This is a genomic window from Arthrobacter sp. SIMBA_036 (assembly GCF_046535135.1).
Classification (GTDB): Bacteria; Actinomycetota; Actinomycetes; order Actinomycetales; family Micrococcaceae; genus Arthrobacter.
The window spans coordinates 97,240-112,980 of sequence record NZ_JAWRXG010000006.1; the positions used below are offsets into that span (position 1 = coordinate 97,240).

Annotated in this window: 15 protein-coding genes; 6 read left to right on the plus strand and 9 right to left on the minus strand. The window is 62.8% G+C overall.

Features of this window, described 5'->3' with window-relative positions; genetic code table 11:
* Positions 1–60 precede the first annotated feature (60 nt).
* Positions 61–636, plus strand: a complete 576-nt coding sequence (locus tag SB659_RS09995) for a TetR-like C-terminal domain-containing protein (protein ID WP_410550288.1) — start codon at positions 61–63, stop codon at positions 634–636.
* A gap of 12 nt (positions 637–648) precedes the next feature.
* Here SB659_RS09995 and SB659_RS10000 read toward each other — a convergent pair whose 3' ends face one another.
* Both SB659_RS10000 and SB659_RS10005 read right to left on the minus strand, forming a co-directional pair.
* Positions 649–1,341 (minus strand): SRPBCC family protein, encoded by a 693-nt coding sequence (locus SB659_RS10000; RefSeq protein ID WP_410550289.1) that lies wholly within the window; start codon positions 1,339–1,341, stop codon positions 649–651.
* Positions 1,342–1,383: 42 nt separating this feature from the next.
* Positions 1,384–1,986 carry an ArsR/SmtB family transcription factor gene (locus SB659_RS10005; RefSeq protein ID WP_410550290.1) on the minus strand — a complete coding sequence of 201 codons (603 nt, stop codon included), beginning with the start codon at positions 1,984–1,986 and terminating at the stop codon, positions 1,384–1,386.
* 149 nt (positions 1,987–2,135) lie between these two features.
* Here SB659_RS10005 and SB659_RS10010 point away from each other — a divergent pair, with 149 nt between their 5' ends.
* Positions 2,136–3,062, plus strand: coding sequence for an RluA family pseudouridine synthase (locus tag SB659_RS10010; protein WP_410550388.1), 927 nt, complete (start codon positions 2,136–2,138; stop codon positions 3,060–3,062).
* On the opposite strand, the gene SB659_RS10015 is transcribed toward SB659_RS10010, so the two are convergent.
* On the minus strand, positions 3,059–3,601 hold the full coding sequence (locus SB659_RS10015; RefSeq protein ID WP_410550291.1) for an O-acetyl-ADP-ribose deacetylase: 543 nt from the start codon (positions 3,599–3,601) through the stop codon (positions 3,059–3,061). The genes SB659_RS10010 and SB659_RS10015 overlap by 4 nt on opposite strands.
* A 53-nt stretch (positions 3,602–3,654) precedes the next feature.
* Between SB659_RS10015 and SB659_RS10020 the strand changes: the two genes are divergently transcribed.
* Positions 3,655–4,287, plus strand: a complete 633-nt coding sequence (locus tag SB659_RS10020) for a DedA family protein (protein WP_410550292.1) — start codon at positions 3,655–3,657, stop codon at positions 4,285–4,287.
* Between the two features lie 29 nt (positions 4,288–4,316).
* On the opposite strand, the gene SB659_RS10025 is transcribed toward SB659_RS10020, so the two are convergent.
* From SB659_RS10025 to SB659_RS10040, 4 genes are all read right to left on the minus strand, one after another.
* The gene (locus SB659_RS10025) at positions 4,317–4,622 is read right to left on the minus strand and encodes a hypothetical protein (RefSeq protein WP_410550293.1); all 306 of its coding nucleotides are present in this window, start codon (positions 4,620–4,622) and stop codon (positions 4,317–4,319) included.
* 17 nt (positions 4,623–4,639) lie between these two features.
* Complete coding sequence (gene ppc, locus SB659_RS10030) at positions 4,640–7,438, minus strand: phosphoenolpyruvate carboxylase (protein ID WP_410550294.1); 2,799 nt, start codon at positions 7,436–7,438, stop codon at positions 4,640–4,642.
* 136 nt (positions 7,439–7,574) lie between these two features.
* Positions 7,575–8,477 (minus strand): hypothetical protein, encoded by a 903-nt coding sequence (locus SB659_RS10035; protein ID WP_410550295.1) that lies wholly within the window; start codon positions 8,475–8,477, stop codon positions 7,575–7,577.
* A 138-nt stretch (positions 8,478–8,615) separates the two neighbouring features.
* A complete protein-coding gene (locus tag SB659_RS10040) occupies positions 8,616–10,187 on the minus strand; it encodes a sigma-70 family RNA polymerase sigma factor (protein ID WP_410550296.1) in 1,572 nt (523 codons plus the stop codon).
* Positions 10,188–10,505: 318 nt separating this feature from the next.
* Between SB659_RS10040 and SB659_RS10045 the strand changes: the two genes are divergently transcribed.
* The 3 genes from SB659_RS10045 to SB659_RS10055 all read left to right on the plus strand — a co-directional run bounded on the left by SB659_RS10045 (position 10,506) and on the right by SB659_RS10055 (position 13,599).
* Positions 10,506–11,123: a hypothetical protein gene (locus SB659_RS10045; protein WP_284979130.1), complete on the plus strand. Its 618-nt coding sequence runs from the start codon at positions 10,506–10,508 to the stop codon at positions 11,121–11,123.
* A 93-nt stretch (positions 11,124–11,216) separates the two neighbouring features.
* On the plus strand, positions 11,217–12,503 hold the full coding sequence (locus SB659_RS10050; RefSeq protein WP_410550297.1) for an Ig-like domain-containing protein: 1,287 nt from the start codon (positions 11,217–11,219) through the stop codon (positions 12,501–12,503).
* A 268-nt stretch (positions 12,504–12,771) separates the two neighbouring features.
* Complete coding sequence (locus SB659_RS10055; protein WP_284979132.1) at positions 12,772–13,599, plus strand: DUF1684 domain-containing protein; 828 nt, start codon at positions 12,772–12,774, stop codon at positions 13,597–13,599.
* Between the two features lie 18 nt (positions 13,600–13,617).
* Here the strand turns inward: SB659_RS10055 and SB659_RS10060 are convergent, their stop codons facing one another.
* Together SB659_RS10060 and SB659_RS10065 are read right to left on the minus strand one after the other, a co-directional pair.
* Positions 13,618–14,886: an acyl-CoA dehydrogenase family protein gene (locus tag SB659_RS10060; RefSeq protein ID WP_410550389.1), complete on the minus strand. Its 1,269-nt coding sequence runs from the start codon at positions 14,884–14,886 to the stop codon at positions 13,618–13,620.
* The gene (locus SB659_RS10065; RefSeq protein WP_410550299.1) at positions 14,886–15,698 is read right to left on the minus strand and encodes an SDR family NAD(P)-dependent oxidoreductase; all 813 of its coding nucleotides are present in this window, start codon (positions 15,696–15,698) and stop codon (positions 14,886–14,888) included. The genes SB659_RS10060 and SB659_RS10065 overlap by 1 nt, the downstream gene beginning before the upstream one ends.
* Positions 15,699–15,741 lie beyond the last annotated feature (43 nt).

Genomic DNA, 15,741 nt, shown 5'->3' on the forward strand with positions numbered 1-15,741 from the left:
AGTTATGTAACACTGTTATGTAACGGTGTTACGGAACGATGTTATGAAATACTTTGTCTCATGGCAAGACCCATCGTTCATGACCAGCGCGTGCGGGAACAGTTACTGGCGGTCACGGCGGAACTCGTGGACCGTGAAGGACCCGCTCGAGTGACCCTCCGCGACGTGGCAGCCGCGGCGGAAACCTCCACCACGGCGATCTACTCCTTGTTCGGCGGGAAATCGCAGCTGCTGACGGCCGCCGTCGACGACGGTTTCCGCTCCTTCGGCGAGTCACAACGACGCGCGGCCGGCGATGGGCTCCGGGGACTAGGACTGGCGTACCGCACGTGGGCGTTGGCGCATCCGGCCCTTTACCGGCTCATGTTCGGCGGCGCGTTGACCGCCTACGTGGGGTGCAGCCCGACGCCGGAAGTCGCCGGGGATGCCATCCTCCCCCTCGTGGAGGCGGTAACCGGCGCACAAACGGCGGGGCGGCTACGCACCGCCAGCCCGGAAATGGTGGCGACGGCCATCTGGGGGCAAGTCCACGGGCTGGTCAGCCTTGAGCTTGCCCAGATGAACCACCCGGATACCGACTGGGACGCGATATATGACGCAGCACTCGAGTCCATGGCTCGAGCTTGGACGCCATAGCCCACCCAGCCCTTACGCGTACACCTTTTCCAGGAACGCGCCCCACGTCTTCGCGGTGAGCTCGGCGTCGCTGGACCCCGAGAAGTCGTGGACGGTCATCCCCACCGGAGCGCCGAACGCGTTCCTGCCGAAGAACCGGTACAGGGCATCGGCAGTTCGCAGGCCGAGGAAGTTCTCGTTGGAATAGTCCACCTCCCCGCTCAACCGCCCGACGCCGTCAAGCTCCACATCAAAAGACGCCCCTTCGCTCAGCCCGTCCACTCGCAGCGCGTTCTTCAACTGGAGAAATCCATCGGGAACTTGCGACGCACCGGGTCCTTGGACGTCGGTAAAGACCACCGCTTTGCCATCAAAGTGCTGCAGATATTGACCCAGCGTGTGGAGGTAGAACGCGGTGTGCTTGCTGGCGCCGTCATATTGCTCGTCCCAGTTATCGGCGAAGATCCCGCTATGGACGTAGTGCAGTTGGGCACGGCCACCATCCAGCGGCTCAAGGACGTGTTCCAACTGGTTGAACCAACCGTCAGGACCTTCCATACGCGTCACCAGATGGCTCGGGTACTCCTCCACGGTCTTCACGGCCGGCCACTGATCCGTGGGGAACATCCAGGCCGCGGTGTCCTGGGTGACTGCCTGCCACACGCGCTCCGGGGTGCCGGGCAGCGCAGTGTCGGCGACGATTTCAAATTTCCTATCCTCAGTCATTGCTGTGGTCCTTTTCTGTTGCATGTTCCCTGAGGAACTTGTTCAGCGCGTGGTCGATTTGAGTGTTGGGTGAAGTACGACGACGAGCCGGTGCTTGCGCGCGCCGCTGGCCAGTGCGTCAGCACCGCCGTCGTGATACTTATCCACGAGACCCGTCACCGCCACCCCGAGTTCTTCAGCGAAGGCCGCGCGTTCGGCGGCCGAGCGAAAAGTGATCTCGCCGTCGATCGCGAAGCTGGCCAATTTCTTCTTTGCCGCGGCGGCACCGGCGATGAGCTTGCCCATCTCCTGCACCGTGCGCGCAGCCAAGGCCAGGAGCCAGAATGCGGAGAACCTGTCTGCAAAGCGGGCCGGATTAGGGGCTACCGACGCCAACGCAACCGGCGAGATCAGGTAGGAAGCCGCCGTAGCGCGCAACACCCGCTCGGTCACGTTGCCCTTCTTGCGCTCCTCCACCAGCTCCACCAGCCCGTGCCCCTCCAGGGCCTTGAGGTGATAGTTCACCTTCTGGCGCGGAAGTCCGATCCGGGCAGCCAACTGAGTGGCCGACGCAGGCTCGGTGAGCTCTTGAAGGATGCGCGTACGGATCGGGTCCAACGAGGCTTCCGCCGCCGCGGGATCCTCGATCACTTCGATGTCCAACATGCTTCCAGTATGCCAACCGACAATTTTTATTGTCAAGAAGTTTTTTATGTTCGGTTTCATGCCCTTGCCAGGCCCGCTCTACCCGCTCAGTCGAGCCCAATCCATGGAGAGCGGGCCCCACAACGCGGGGCCGATAGAATTGACCGGTGATGCAATCCCCCCTTCCTGTGCGCGACGGCGTGAACGCTACCCGCCTGCGCCTGCCTGCCGAGGGTCCGTGGGACACTGCGATGGACTACATGATGCATCGCTGGGGCCACATCGACCCCCAAGGCATTGAGGACCGGTTCGACGCCGGCGAGATCGTGGGCGAGGGCGGCGTACGGCTGGACCGGAGCACCAAGCTCGAGGACCACACCTTCATCTGGTACTACCGGACGTTGCCCCAAGAGACCCGGCTCCCGGTGGAAATCTCCATCCTCCACCAGGACGAACACATCCTCGTGGTGGACAAGCCGCATTTCCTCCCCACCACCCCCGGCGGAACGTACATCCAGGAATCGGCGCTGGTAAGGCTCCGGAACCAACTCGGCCTTCCCGACCTAATTCCCATGCACCGCCTGGACCGCATGACCGCCGGCCTCCTGCTGCTCTCCACCAACCCTGAGACGCGGGGCAAATACCAGGTGCTGTTTGAAAAGCGGCAGGTCCGGAAGGAATACGAGTGTGTGTCCGCCGCCGCGCCCGCCGCAGGATATCCCGCCGTCGAGTTCCCTGCTGTGGTCCGCAACCGGATGACCAAGTCCCGCAGCTACCTGCTCGCTGAAGTCATCGACGGCGAACCGAACGCGGAAACCCGCATCGAACAGACAAGGACGTTCGACGCCGGAACGCACCAGCGCGCGCTCTACCGCCTTGAGCCCCACACCGGAAAGACCCACCAATTACGGGTGCACATGGCCTCGCTCGGGCTGGGAATCGTCAACGATGCGTTCTACCCTGACCTGCTGGACAAGGCGCCGGACGACTACAGCAAACCCCTTCAATTGTTGGCACGCGGTATCTCCTTTGTGGACCCCATCAGCAACCACCCCGTGGAATACCGCAGCCAGTTGGAGCTCAGCGAAGCACGCTAGGCGCCGGCCTCGAACACTGCGCGGAAGGCCGCCGCGGTCCTCTCCGAAAAGAGCACGAACTCCACAACATCGAGCTGACTGCCTGACATGGCAGCCGCTGAGGGCGACCCGAAGGACGTGACGGCGTCGAACGCTATCCTTGCAACTTGTTCGGCGTCCCAGCCATAGATCCCCGCACTAATCGCGGGGAACGCGATGGATCGGGCGCCGAGCCCGGACGCGGCCCTCAAGCTCTCCACGAAACAGGACGCCAACAGGGCCGGATCGGTTTGGCCGGCATGACGGTTGGGCCCCACGGTGTGCACCACCCAGCGGGCCGGAAGCCTGAACGCCGGAGTCGCGACGGCCGAGCCCACCGGCAGTCCGCCGGGCAGTTCCGTTCTGCGCAGCTCGCGGCAGGCTGCCAGCAGTTCCGGTCCGGCTGCGCTGTGGATGGCACCGTCCACTCCCCCTCCACCGAGTAGGGAGGAGTTGGCAGCATTGACGATCACATCGACGTCGCGCTTGGTGATATCGCCCTGCAGGAGTTCGATTCGCATGCCGTCAGTCTTTCGCCGCAGCGTCCGGGCGGCAAGTGCGGTACCTTGTGCGCATGGACATCACCGCCCCGGATACGTGGGGATCCGCAATCTACCTGTGGATCGTACCCATGGTGATGGCCGACGCCATTTTCCCGCCAATCCCTTCAGAAATGATGGTCATCACCGGCGGAGCTTTGGCGGCCGACAACCATGTCAACGTGTGGCTCTTGCTCCTCCTGGCCGCGATCGCTTCCTGGCTCGGGGATATGGCCGTTTTCATGCTGTTCAAGCGACGCATCAGCCACGTCCTGGACAGATGGACGTGGGGCCGCCGCCTGCATATTGGAGTCCACCGAGCCATCGCAAAGGCCGGAAGATCCTCAACGTATGGCGCGATTATCGGTGGGCGGTTCATCCCGGCGGGACGGCTGGCGACGTCGGCCGCCTCCGGCATCGCAAACGTATCCGTGCGCGGGTTCAGCCTTTGTGCCGGGCTCGGCGCCGTGTTCTGGTCTGTGTGGCAGGTAGGTCTGGGCTACTTCACCGGTTCAGCGACCAAGCTGCCGTTCTGGGCAAGCTCGATGATCGGAGCCGCGGCCGGCTTGCTCATCGGTGTGGTGGTGGGACTCATCGCGACACGCCGCCGAGGCAGCCGTTCCCCAGTGGAAGAAGGGTTCGACGGCGAGGCCCCCAGCCCCGAGTGACGCCCGGCAGCGCCGGCCCCTGCCGGAGGCTAGACAGGGGCCCAGCGACCACGGTTGCGGCGCAAGACGTAGAGGTTCCCGGTCAGCGCAACGCGTTCGACGGCGTCGCGCATCATCGCGGCCGATGTCCGGGCGTCGTCGTTCTCGCCAATGTAATCACGCGCATCGACCAGGAAACGGAGGGTGAGCTGCGGCACTCCCCCAACGATATCGAGTTGGTTGGCCTCCACATGGTGGCGGGTTTCCAAGGCTTCCACCGCTGCTGCCATCACGGACTCGGGCGCGTTCCCTGGCTTGAGGCCCGTGATCTTCAACTTGGTCTGGAACGACGGCATCCCACCACCCTAACCGGCTACCCGGTGTTTCGCAGGCCGGCGGCCACGCCGTTGACGGTGATGAGCATGGCCCGTTGAAGCCGCTCGTCTATCTCGTTGCCGGACACCGACTCTTCACGGACCCGGCGGAGGAGCTCCACCTGCAGGTAGCTGATCGGATCCAGGTACTGGTCACGGATCTCCAGCGACCTTTTCAGCATGGGCTGGGCGTCCAGCAGTTCGGCCTCACCGGTGAGCCGTTCGATCTCTGCCACGGTGAGCTCGTACTCGTCCCGGATCAGGTGGAAAAGGCGGTGCAGCTCCTCAGGAACCAAGGAAGAAACGTAGTGGCCCGCGATCTCCATGTCTGTCTTGGCCAGCGTCATCTCCACGTTGGAGATCACCGAACGGAAGAAGTGCCAGCGCTCCGTCATTTCCATCAGCTGTTCCGTGTTCCCTGCTTCCCGTGCCGCCTTCAGGCCCGAGCCCACACCGAACCAGCCAGGGACGATCTGGCGGGACTGGGTCCAGCCGAAGACCCAAGGAATGGCGCGGAGGCCACCCAATCCGGCGCCGGAGTCAGGGCGCTTGGAAGGCCGTGAGCCGATGTTCAGCGACCCCAGTTGTTCCACAGGCGTCGAGGCAAGGAAGTAGGCGGGCAGCTCGGGATCGTCTATCAAGGAGCGGTACCGGGCGAACGCGGCGTCGGAAATGATTTCCATGACGCTGCCGTAACGCTCCCGCTCATCGTCGGAGGTTCGCGGGGTCCGGTGCAGCGCCGAACCCTGCATGACTGCGGCCAAGGAGAGCTCAAGGTTTTCCCGGGCAAGCTCCGGGAGGGAGTACTTATCGGAGATAACCTCGCCTTGCTCCGTGAACTTGATTTCCCCTTCAAGAACGCCGTTCGGCTGGGCCATGATGGCATCGTAGGTGGGTCCCCCGCCGCGTCCTACTGAGCCACCGCGGCCGTGGAAGAGACGGACCCGCACCCCGTGTTTTGCCGCGATGTCCCGCAGCTTGCGCTGGGTTTTGTGGATTTCCCACTGGCTGGTCATCACACCGGATTCCTTATTGGAGTCGGAATACCCGAGCATGACTTCCTGGATATCGCCGCGGAGACGTACCAATTCCCGGTAGGACGGATCGGAGAGTAGCTGGTCAACGATCTCGGCGGAAGCACGTAGCTCTTCAACGGTCTCCAGCAGGGGCGCGAAGCCGATTTTGGCGTAGGGCGTTGCTCCAAAGAGGTCGATCAAGCCCGCTTCACGGGCCAGCACGGCTGCTGCCAAGACGTCGTCGGCGCCACGGGTCATGGAAATGATGTATGTTTCCACGACGTCGGGCCCGTAGGTGTGCAGGGCATGGCGGATGCTGCGGAACACGTCGTAGGTTCCGTCTGCCGTGCCTTGGAGCGTGATCGGGTGGCCGGACAATGGCCGCCGGGAAGCCAACTCAGCGCCCAGGAACTCAAAACGCTCGGCCCGGGACAGGGAACCGTAGGGCTTCTCGCCGCCCAGTCGATCGACCAGCTGCCCGACGGCGTCGTGGTGGTAGTCGGCATGTTCGCGGATATCGAGGGTGGCCAGATGCAAACCAAAAGCTGCCAATGCGCGGCGAACCCTTGCCAATGCGCCGTCGGCAACCAGTCCGGCGGAGTGGTTACGCAGCGAGTCCTCAAGCAACGCGAACTCGGCCAAGAGCTCCGACGTGGTGGCGTAATCGCGTCCGGGTTCGTGATGGGTGGACGCCGCGACGCGGCGGCCCGTGTTCATCATCTTGGCCTTGATGCACGTCAGCTTGAGCCGGTAGGGCTCTTGGGCGTTGAGTTCAAGAACCCGCTTATCCAGGCCGGGCAGGTTCTTCACATCCACTGCGATGGAATCCAGGAGGGCTTGGTCCGCCTCGAAGAGAGCAGTGGAGTTGGAGAGCACCGAGATGAGTTCATCGATCAGGGCAATGCTGATCCGCACGGCGTTCTGGTTGTGCAGTTGCAGGATTTCCCGGGTGACGGCTGCCGTAACGTTCGGATTCCCGTCCCTGTCGCCGCCGATCCAAGACCCGAACCGTAGCGGCGCGGCACCGGCAGGCAGCGCCACACCGTGCTCGGCCAAGAGTTCCGCCAGGTCAGTGAGCATCTCCGGCATGGCATCGGTCAGGATGTTGTTCAAGTAGTAGATCGCGTTGCGGGCTTCATCCACGGGAGTGGGGCGCACTTGGCGGAGCTCATCTGTTTGCCACATCTGGTCGATGATCTCTGCGAGCTGGCGGTCCTGGCGCCGTCGCAGGGAAGTCCCCTCCGCGGTCGGTTCAGCGAGGACGTCCGAGAGCTTCCGGATCTTGTCCAGCACCGATCGCCGTGAAGCCTCGGTGGGATGTGCCGTAAAAATCGGGCGAACATCGAGTTCGTTGATGACATCCTGCAGGACATCGGATCCGGCTTTGTTGGCGATCTCCGAGACTGCCTTTGCCAGCCAACCATCCTTTTCCTGGCGGGTCCGGAGGCCGCGAACACGATGAACCTGTTCGGCAGCGTTGCTGAGGTGGAAGTAGAACGCAAAAGCACGGACCAAGTCGGTCGCTTGGTCAAGTGGCAGGGAGGCGAGGAGTTCGCGGACCTGGGCTACGACGTCGTGCGCGCTCCAGGGACCGGTGGCATCGGCACCGCCTCGTGCGGCTTCCTTGGATTCCTTGGTCAGCAAGCGAACCTGTTCCACCAGGGCAAGGAGCCCGGGGCCATGCTGCCGGACCAGGGACTCACCCAGAAGGGTGGAGAGCCGGCGAACGTCGGCGCGAAGTTCGGCAGCGAGATCGGTGTCTTGATGGGCAGTGTGAACCATAGATACTTACCTTCGGGATCTGGTTTGACTCGTACACTGCGCTGGATACTGTGAGCCGGGTTACTTGTTTCCTAGGGGATATTACCCTCAAAAAACCCGTCCGCCGCAACGCGTCTCACATTCCGGCGCCATGGCATCAACGAGCCATCCGGGACCCTTCTGTCGCATACGGCCGCATGACTCCGTCGACCAGCTCCGGCGCCCAAGCACTATGCGCACCAAACCCGGCCTCAATCCCCAGCACCACCGGGCTTCCATCCGGCCTGCGCCGGATCGCGAGACCGACCGGTCCAGACAACTGCGATGCCGCGGCTGCCGCGCCCGCCAGCCGGGCCACATCCGGCAGGTCCACACGACGGATGGAATCGCGGTAGGCTCTCCGGATTCCCCTACTGCCAACCTGCCCGGTCTTCTCCAAGACAACCACGACGTCGGCGACACCTCCGCTGAGGGCGTGGCGCAGGACCGTAGGGAGGTAGGCAGGGCCGGGAGTAAATCTTTGCACCATCCAGGAATCATCCAAGGCTGACCAGTTCACGGCTGCGTGCCCCGCAATGCTTCTCCTTTTCAGGACCCGTGCACCCAGTCCACCCTTGGAAACCCTTGGCCTCACCACCAGCGTCCCGCCGAGCTGGACCATCGCCTCATTGATCGACCCGAATTCTCCCGGCAATCCGAACCCCACCACGGGGATGCCGGCAGCCACCAGTCGCTGCATGGCCAGATACTTGTCATGCACTACCCGAAGAGGTGCCGGATCGGCGATGAGCACGTCCACACCAGGGGCGAAATGATTCTTGGCCGCGGACACCACCAGGAGCTCATCACGGGCAGTGGGAACAACCACCTCGATGTCATGGATCGCGGCGAGCCCGCGTAGTTCCCAGAGGTAGCCGGGGACATGTGGCTGCGATACGACTGACACTGCGTGGGCGACGGAAGCCTCCACCGGGTGCGCATCGACGCCGAGTACCCAATGGCCACGATCCATCAATTGGCGGGCCAAGGAGTTGCCTGCAGGTCTTCCGACGCCAGTCACCAGAACCCGAACCATTACTTTGCCGCCGTTGTCATACGTCCCTTATTCGCCTACGTGCTGCCTCCTCAGTCAAGGCCAGCACGACATCAGTGCTTCGAACCGTGATTTCGTGACGCGGCAGGGGCAAGGAATTTGAGGTCAGTACTTATGCACAAAGTCACCGGGGGCGATTCCCTGGCCACTGAGCGAATACGTCAGGACACCGCCTTGACTTCGCCGTTGGCTCACTGCGGTCACCTGAAAGTGCAGTTCCCTTCGCTGGATGGATGGAGTAGTGCAAGTAACCACGTTCGAGGCCTGCACTGAGCAGGACCAACCTTCCGGGGCATCGACGAGCTTCATGGGGATCGACTCCGCCCTTCCCACCGAGAAGACCACCTTGCCCGGTCCCAAAGCTTGTGATCCCCCAACGGTGAAAGTGACTCCCATGGTGACAGTCCGTGGGCCGGCACTTATGTCCTTGACCGAGGCGTCAACCGGCGCGGGCACATCGACCCGGGGCGGTGACGGCCGAGAGGAACTCGGTGAGGGGACCGGCGTCGGAATCGGCGTAGAGGTGGGCCTCACGACGGCGGGGGGCGGCGCTGCGGGAGGGACGGCCGGGACGACGACGGGCGGAGCCGCCGCGGTGGGAACCTTGGCCGGGGGAACTGTGGCTGAAGGAGTCTGCGGGTTGGGTGGTGGGGCTGAAGCTGAGGGTTTGACGCTCTGTAATTGCTGGGACGTACTGGCTTGGGCCGCCCGCTGCTCCATGTAATCCGGCGTCAAGAGGTCCACCAAACCGACCGCACCGAGGGCAAGCCCTAAGCCCGCAGCAGCAACTACTGCCATTACTGCTGGTTGAGCAATCGTCGGGACTGCCACTGCGGCCTTGATCGGCGCCAAGCCGCCGATGATGCCCAGTCCTGCGCCCTTCCCGGCCCATGCCGCAGCTGGAATGCCAGTGATCATCGGGAGAAGTACAGCCCGCATGGTGCTCTGGACGTCCTTGAGTTCGCCCAAGGCGGCGGTACATTTCGAGCAACCGTTCAGGTGCGCCCGCACCTTGCGTTCCGCGGCTGTGGAAAGCCCACCCCGAATGAAGCTGCCCAGTTTGCCGGCATATTCGGCACAACCAGCATTCTTCTCTTCCGCAATGTGGGCCTGAAGGTACTCCCTCCTGAGGCCCTCACGGGCCCGTAGCGCCAACGCGGACACGGCGTTAGGGCTCAGGCCAAGTATTGGTGCCACCGCAGCGGGCTTCATCCGCTCAACGTCGAGGTACCAAAGAACGGCCTGCCACCGTTCCGGGAGTGAACGAAATGCCTTGGCGACAGTTTGGGATTCGAAGGCTTTGATTGCCACATCCGGTTCTGCCGACGCACGGTCCAAAAGGGAATCGTCTCCACTCGGCAAAGTCTTCCCCGCTTTGCGGTTCCGGTGATGCGAGAGCCGGGTCACGGTGGACAGCAGGTAGGCACGGAAGAAGTTGTCCGGGCCTTTCCCGGCCATGAGGCTCTGCAGGACGGACTGAAATGCCTCAGCCACCACGTCCTCGGCGTCGCTGGGGTTATCCACGTTGCGTCGCGCAACGGCGGATGCGATGGAGAGGTGGCGTTCGTAGAGGTCGTCGAACGCTGACATGTCTCCGCTGCGAACCAGCTCAATGAGGTGCCCATCACTGTCCAGGCTGCCGTGTACGTTGCCGCCTGTACCCGTCGACTGCGCCATCTAGGACAGCCCTCCACCATGAAATATCGCACCCATGTTTTTTTAGTGGCCACGGGCCCTCAGTCATGACGCGAATTTCTAAAGAGTCTTGATCAAAGCTTGCCCGCAATCCGGTCAAGGGTCGGTATCGCGCTTCCGCTTGCCGCATCGTCATGAAACGACCTCCAGCGGCACTAGTCGCATATGACATCGTTCCGGACAAGATCATTCGCCGAACGTACTTTTGCGCGTCAACTGCTCATGCAGAGGTGGCAGGCAACAAGTTATCGGCAGGGTTGGCGGTTTCAGGCGGACTGGTTTCTCCCGGAAGTCCGGGTCGTGGCCACGTACTTGGCTTCACGGTCCTCGGTACCGGAACCAATCGCCAGGTCGCTGGGGGCCGCCCGGGCCAGGAATGGCGTCAGCATCGGCGAAACGATGTCGGACTTCCGGGCACTCTTCGCCGCAGTGGACCGAAACCTGGACGCTGATGCACTCCAATCGTTGGTTGAAGGCTGGACGGAGGAAACCCAAGCGGCCCTACCCATCTCGTGCACCGACGTCTATACCGGGCTGGCCACACAAGCGCACTTCCAGCGGCGGGTGCACGAGTTGACAGTGTTCGGGCCGGATTCGTGCTGCCCGCATGTCCTCACGATCATCTCGCTACCAAAGTCCCGGGCCGGGGCGGGTCATTCGTGGACCCACTTGGCCCGGCTGGGAGAAACCGTCCTCTACCAGCTCCGAAGGACCGGTGCGCTGGCTATGTACATGAACTGCGCGGTGCACGTGCTGTTGCCCCTAAATGAAAGCAACCTTGCCCGGGTGATGGAGTGCAAGATGGCGATCGAAATCCTGGCAGAGGGGGCTTTCAGTCCCGTTCGAGTGAATTTCCACCCGCTTGTCCCTGCCGCCGAGGAACCCACTACCCCATGCCACATCCCGGAGACGTCATGACGGAGGGGGACGAGGGCCCGTCACGAACCCCGGCCAGCAACCACTCATCTTTCGACGGAACACTTCGCACGGATTCTAAGGACCACCATCACCATGATGAACCACTTCCATCTCAAGGCCGCCTCTGTGGTGGCAGCACTCTTGGCTGCCGCAATGACGGTTTTGGGGATCGGCCTGTTAGCGACGCCGGCGAATGCCGCCGACATTCCGGGCGCCCGCATCAGTATCAGCACCACCTCCGCAGTGACCCAGCAATGGGACCAGGTAGACCTGACCTGTGAGTGGTCGGTCCCCGATAATTCGAAGCCCGGCGATACTTTCAGCCTGCAACTTCCTGCCGAACTTCGATGGTTCGGAAGTTCCACCTTTGACCTCAACAACAAAACCGGGCAAACCGTTGCCACCGCCGTGGCGAATCCCCAGGGCCTGGTGGTCTTCACTCTGACGGACTTCGTCGCCACTCATCCCTTGAACGTCGGTGGAGCGTGCAACTTCACCACCCAGTACGCAGTGCAACCGGGAGCTGGTGGTTCAACCCAATTGAATTTCTATGTGGGATCCACGGTGGTGCGTGTTCCCGTTGCGGTTAATGGCCCGTGCACAGTCAACTGCGATCCAGCGGGCCCGACGTCAGTCGGTAAAGCCATGTGGTGGTCAGATCCAGCGCAGACCGAATTGGAATCCATCTTCTACATGCCTGCCATGACTTCCCGTACCAACGACGTCGTCATTACTGATACCCCTGCTGCAGGAATGGCTATCGACTGCAGCCGCGTTACACCGCGCGTGGGCAAGAACCTGAACGCAGACGGCAAAGTGAGCGAACCCTACGACGACGCCCAGTATCCAGCCACGGTTGATTGTTCCCCACAAAAAGTCACGGTTTCTTGGAAAGGCCTCCCGAAGGGCGAGCACGTTGAGCTTTTCGTCGTAACGCCCGTCACTGATGCTTCGCTGGATGTGTACCAAAACAACGGCACGGTCAGCATTCAGGGACGGGAAAGCATCGTGGGCGCCCAAACGCGCCGGACCAACGCAGGGGGCAGCGGAGACGGCACCGCGGCACCCACCCCAACGCCAACGCCGAGCACCGCCACCCCGACGCCAGCTCCGAGCACGGCGACGCCCACTTCAACCCCAAGCACGTCCACCCCAACCCCAACGCCGAGCACCGCAACGCCTGCTCCCAGCACCATGGCGGCAGTTGCAGTGACCACCAAGCAGCCGTCCGCGCAGGCGCCGGCTCCCACCGTATCGGGGCAATTGGCCAGTACAGGCGCTCAGGGACCCGGTGTTCTCCTCGTCGCGGCAGGCCTCCTCGCCGTCGGATCGCTCCTGGCATATGCAGGTGCGCGCCGGGCCCGGCGGCGCTCGCACTAGGAGCCCGTTGAACAAGGAATTCCCCGACATGACTGAAGAGTGCGCCGGAACATGCTTGCACATGTCCGGCGCACTCTTAGTCCCTTAATCACGGCTCGCGCTGACATGGGTTGGGGGTCAGCGCGAGCCGTCACCACCCACAACATCTCTGGCACTACCTCCTGCCCCGCAGGGGAGCAACGCTAGGCTGGTGGGAATGCAGGAAGCGGGCAAATGGTTGATCAAACTGCAACCGCTGCGCACTACCTGACTTGGCCCAAGGAGAACAATGAGCTCGCCCAGCACAACCATCGATGCCCAAATTGCACGTTGGCAGCGATTCCGTGCGGGCCGAAACGCAGCCCTCGCTGCGGGCCACGGATGGCTGACGCTCACGTCCTTCCAGTGGCTGCCGGATGAGCCCACCACGCTCGACCTTGTCCCTGGGCTATGGTCCACTGACGGCACAACCGCATTCCTCACCGCGAGCGCAGGGGACGGCCTCACGTTCGTAGAGAACGGCGATGCCGTCGAGGGGACCGCGAGTGCAACCCTGAAGGACGAAGAATCGCTCCTCTGGGTCCAGTACGGAGGCGCGGACGGTAAGCAAGTAGTTGTTGAACTTGCCATGCGTGCGGACAAGTACGCTATTCGCACCCGGGACAACGGCTCTCCGGTCCTGACCGGGTTCTCTGCCGTGCCCACGTACGACTACAACCCGGGCTGGGTCATCGGAGGTCGCTTCGAGGCCTACGCAGAGCCGCTGGATGTCCCCATTGGCACCGCCAACCCCTTGGTTGACGGCATCCACCGTTCCGTAGGAGAAGTCGTGTTCCGTGCACCGGGCATCGACCACGATATTCGGCTGCACGCTGAAGAGGAGAAGTTGGGCGCCCTGACGGTCACCTTCCACGATGAGACCAACGGCGACACTACGGACGAGTGGCGAAAGGTGTCCATCCCCCGCCCGCGGCCTGACGGGTCGGTGGTCATCGACTTCAACCGCTCCATCAACTATCCCAGCGCCTTCACGCCCTACGGGACCTGCCCGATGCCTGTCCGGGGGAATTCCATCGATGTGAGGGTCGAAGCGGGCGAAAAAATCCCGGCGGAGTAGGCCCCGCCCACTTCGCGGCTAGACGATGGCCGAGACCCCTGTCACCGCGCGGCCCACGATGAGCGAGTTGATCTCGTAGGAGCCCTCGTAGGTGTATATGGCCTCGGCATCGGCAAAGATCTTTGCGATCCCGTAGTCGGTGACTATCCCGTTGCCACCCAACACACCCCTCCCCAGGGCGACCGTTTCGCGCATACGGGCACTGCAATAGGCTTTGGCCAGCGCTACCTGCGCCATCGCGGCCCCTCCATGCCGTGTGCCTTGGGCATCGGTGTAAATATCCTCTTGGAGTTGTGCGATCCGCACCATCATCCCCATGCTGGCCACGGCGTTTCCCAGCATGTCCACCAGGTGCTGCTGGATGAGCTGGAACTTCGCGAGCGGCTTGCCGAACTGCATACGTTCGACGGCGTATCGCCGGGCAACGTCGAAGGCGGCCAATTGTTGGCCCACGGCCTGCCAGGCCACCATGATCCGAGAGCCCCGGAGGAGATGGTTGGTATCGGCAAAACTGCTGATTCCGGCGAAACGGTCTGCTTCTGCAACCTCGACATCGCGGAAAACAATGTCGGCGTTCTGGACGGTGCGGAGGGCAATCTTGTTCTCAATGCGGCTGCGTGTGATCCCCGGCAGCGAAGCGTCCACGATGAAGGCCCGGATCGATGAATCAGCCTCGTCCTTGGCCCACACCAGCATGTAGTTGCAAAACGTCCCATTGCCGATCCAGCGTTTGGCGCCGTTAAGCACCCAGTAGTCCCCGCCGTCGGACTCTGCGCGCTCAACACGGCGGGCGGTGGTCTGCATGCCCCCGGCCACGTCAGAACCATGGTCCGGTTCGGTCAGTGCGAAGGCGCCCGTGGTGCGCAGGTTTGAGGCGTCGTCAAGGTAGCGGTCTTGCTGTGCGTCACTGCCGAAGTCGTACAGCGATTCGACGAAGAGATCGTGGTGGACCATGAAGAAGGTGGCAATGGATGTATCCACCCGCGTCATTTCGGCGATCACGAGGCCTGCGAAGAGGTGCGTGTATCCCCGCTGGGCCGGAGCACTGAGGCGCAGTGCGGCCAGTTTGGGAAGTATGTGATCCGGGAACTCGGCTTTATCCCACCACTGGCCCGCGTATGGGGCGATCTCGGTGGCCAGGAAGGCGCGGAGTTCGTTGAGTTTGCGTTGCTCTTGGACGCTGAGCAGAGATTCGAAGTCGAAGAAGTCCGCCGTGGGCAGGTCGGCCAAAGACGGGGCTGATCCGAAGGAACCCGGCGAAGCTGCAGGAGCCTTCTGAAGACCCATCATTTCAGTCCCATCCGGATGGCGCCGTCGAGCCGGATGGTCTCACCGTTAAGCATGGCGTTCTCCACGATGTGAGCGGCCAGGTTGGCGTATTCGGCGGCACGGCCCAGGCGCGCCGGGTGTGGGACCTGCTGGCCCAGGGAGTCTTGCGCGGCTTGTGGCAGGCCGGCCATCATCGGCGTCTCAAAGATGCCAGGTGCGATCGTGGCAACCCGGATCAGCGACCTCGCAAACTCCCGCGCCAGAGGTAGGGTCATGGCCGCCACAGCTCCCTTCGAGGCAGCATAGGCGGGCTGGCCGATTTGGCCTTCGAACGCCGCAACGGAGGCAGTGTTGACGATGACCCCGCGTTCGGGACCACCCAACTCGGTGGAAACGGGTTCGGTCTCCACCATGACCGCGGCTGCGAGGCGGATGACGTTGAATGTCCCCACGAGATTGATCTGGATGACCCTATTGAACGTTTCCAACGGCAGGACCCCGTCGCGTCCCAGGACTTTTCCGGGAGTGGCTATGCCTGCACAGTTGACCACGATGCGGAGCGGCCCCAAGGAGGTCGCGGCGTCGACGGCTGCCTGCACTTGGGCTTCGTTGGTGACATCCGCGGGTGCGAAGACTGCCTTGGGCCCGGTGCCGCTCGGCTCGCCGGCGCCCGCCCCGCCGTTGAGCTCCTCGGCGTATGCTTGACCGCCCGACTGCGGCAGGTCCACCAGCACCACGGAGGCACCGGCGTCGAACAATCGCTTGGCTGTTGCGGCTCCCAAGCCGGATGCCCCTCCGGTAATCAACGCGACAGTGCCCTTGATGTCCATTCATCCTCCTTGATGCAGACCCAAATCTGTTAATGCATGTTAA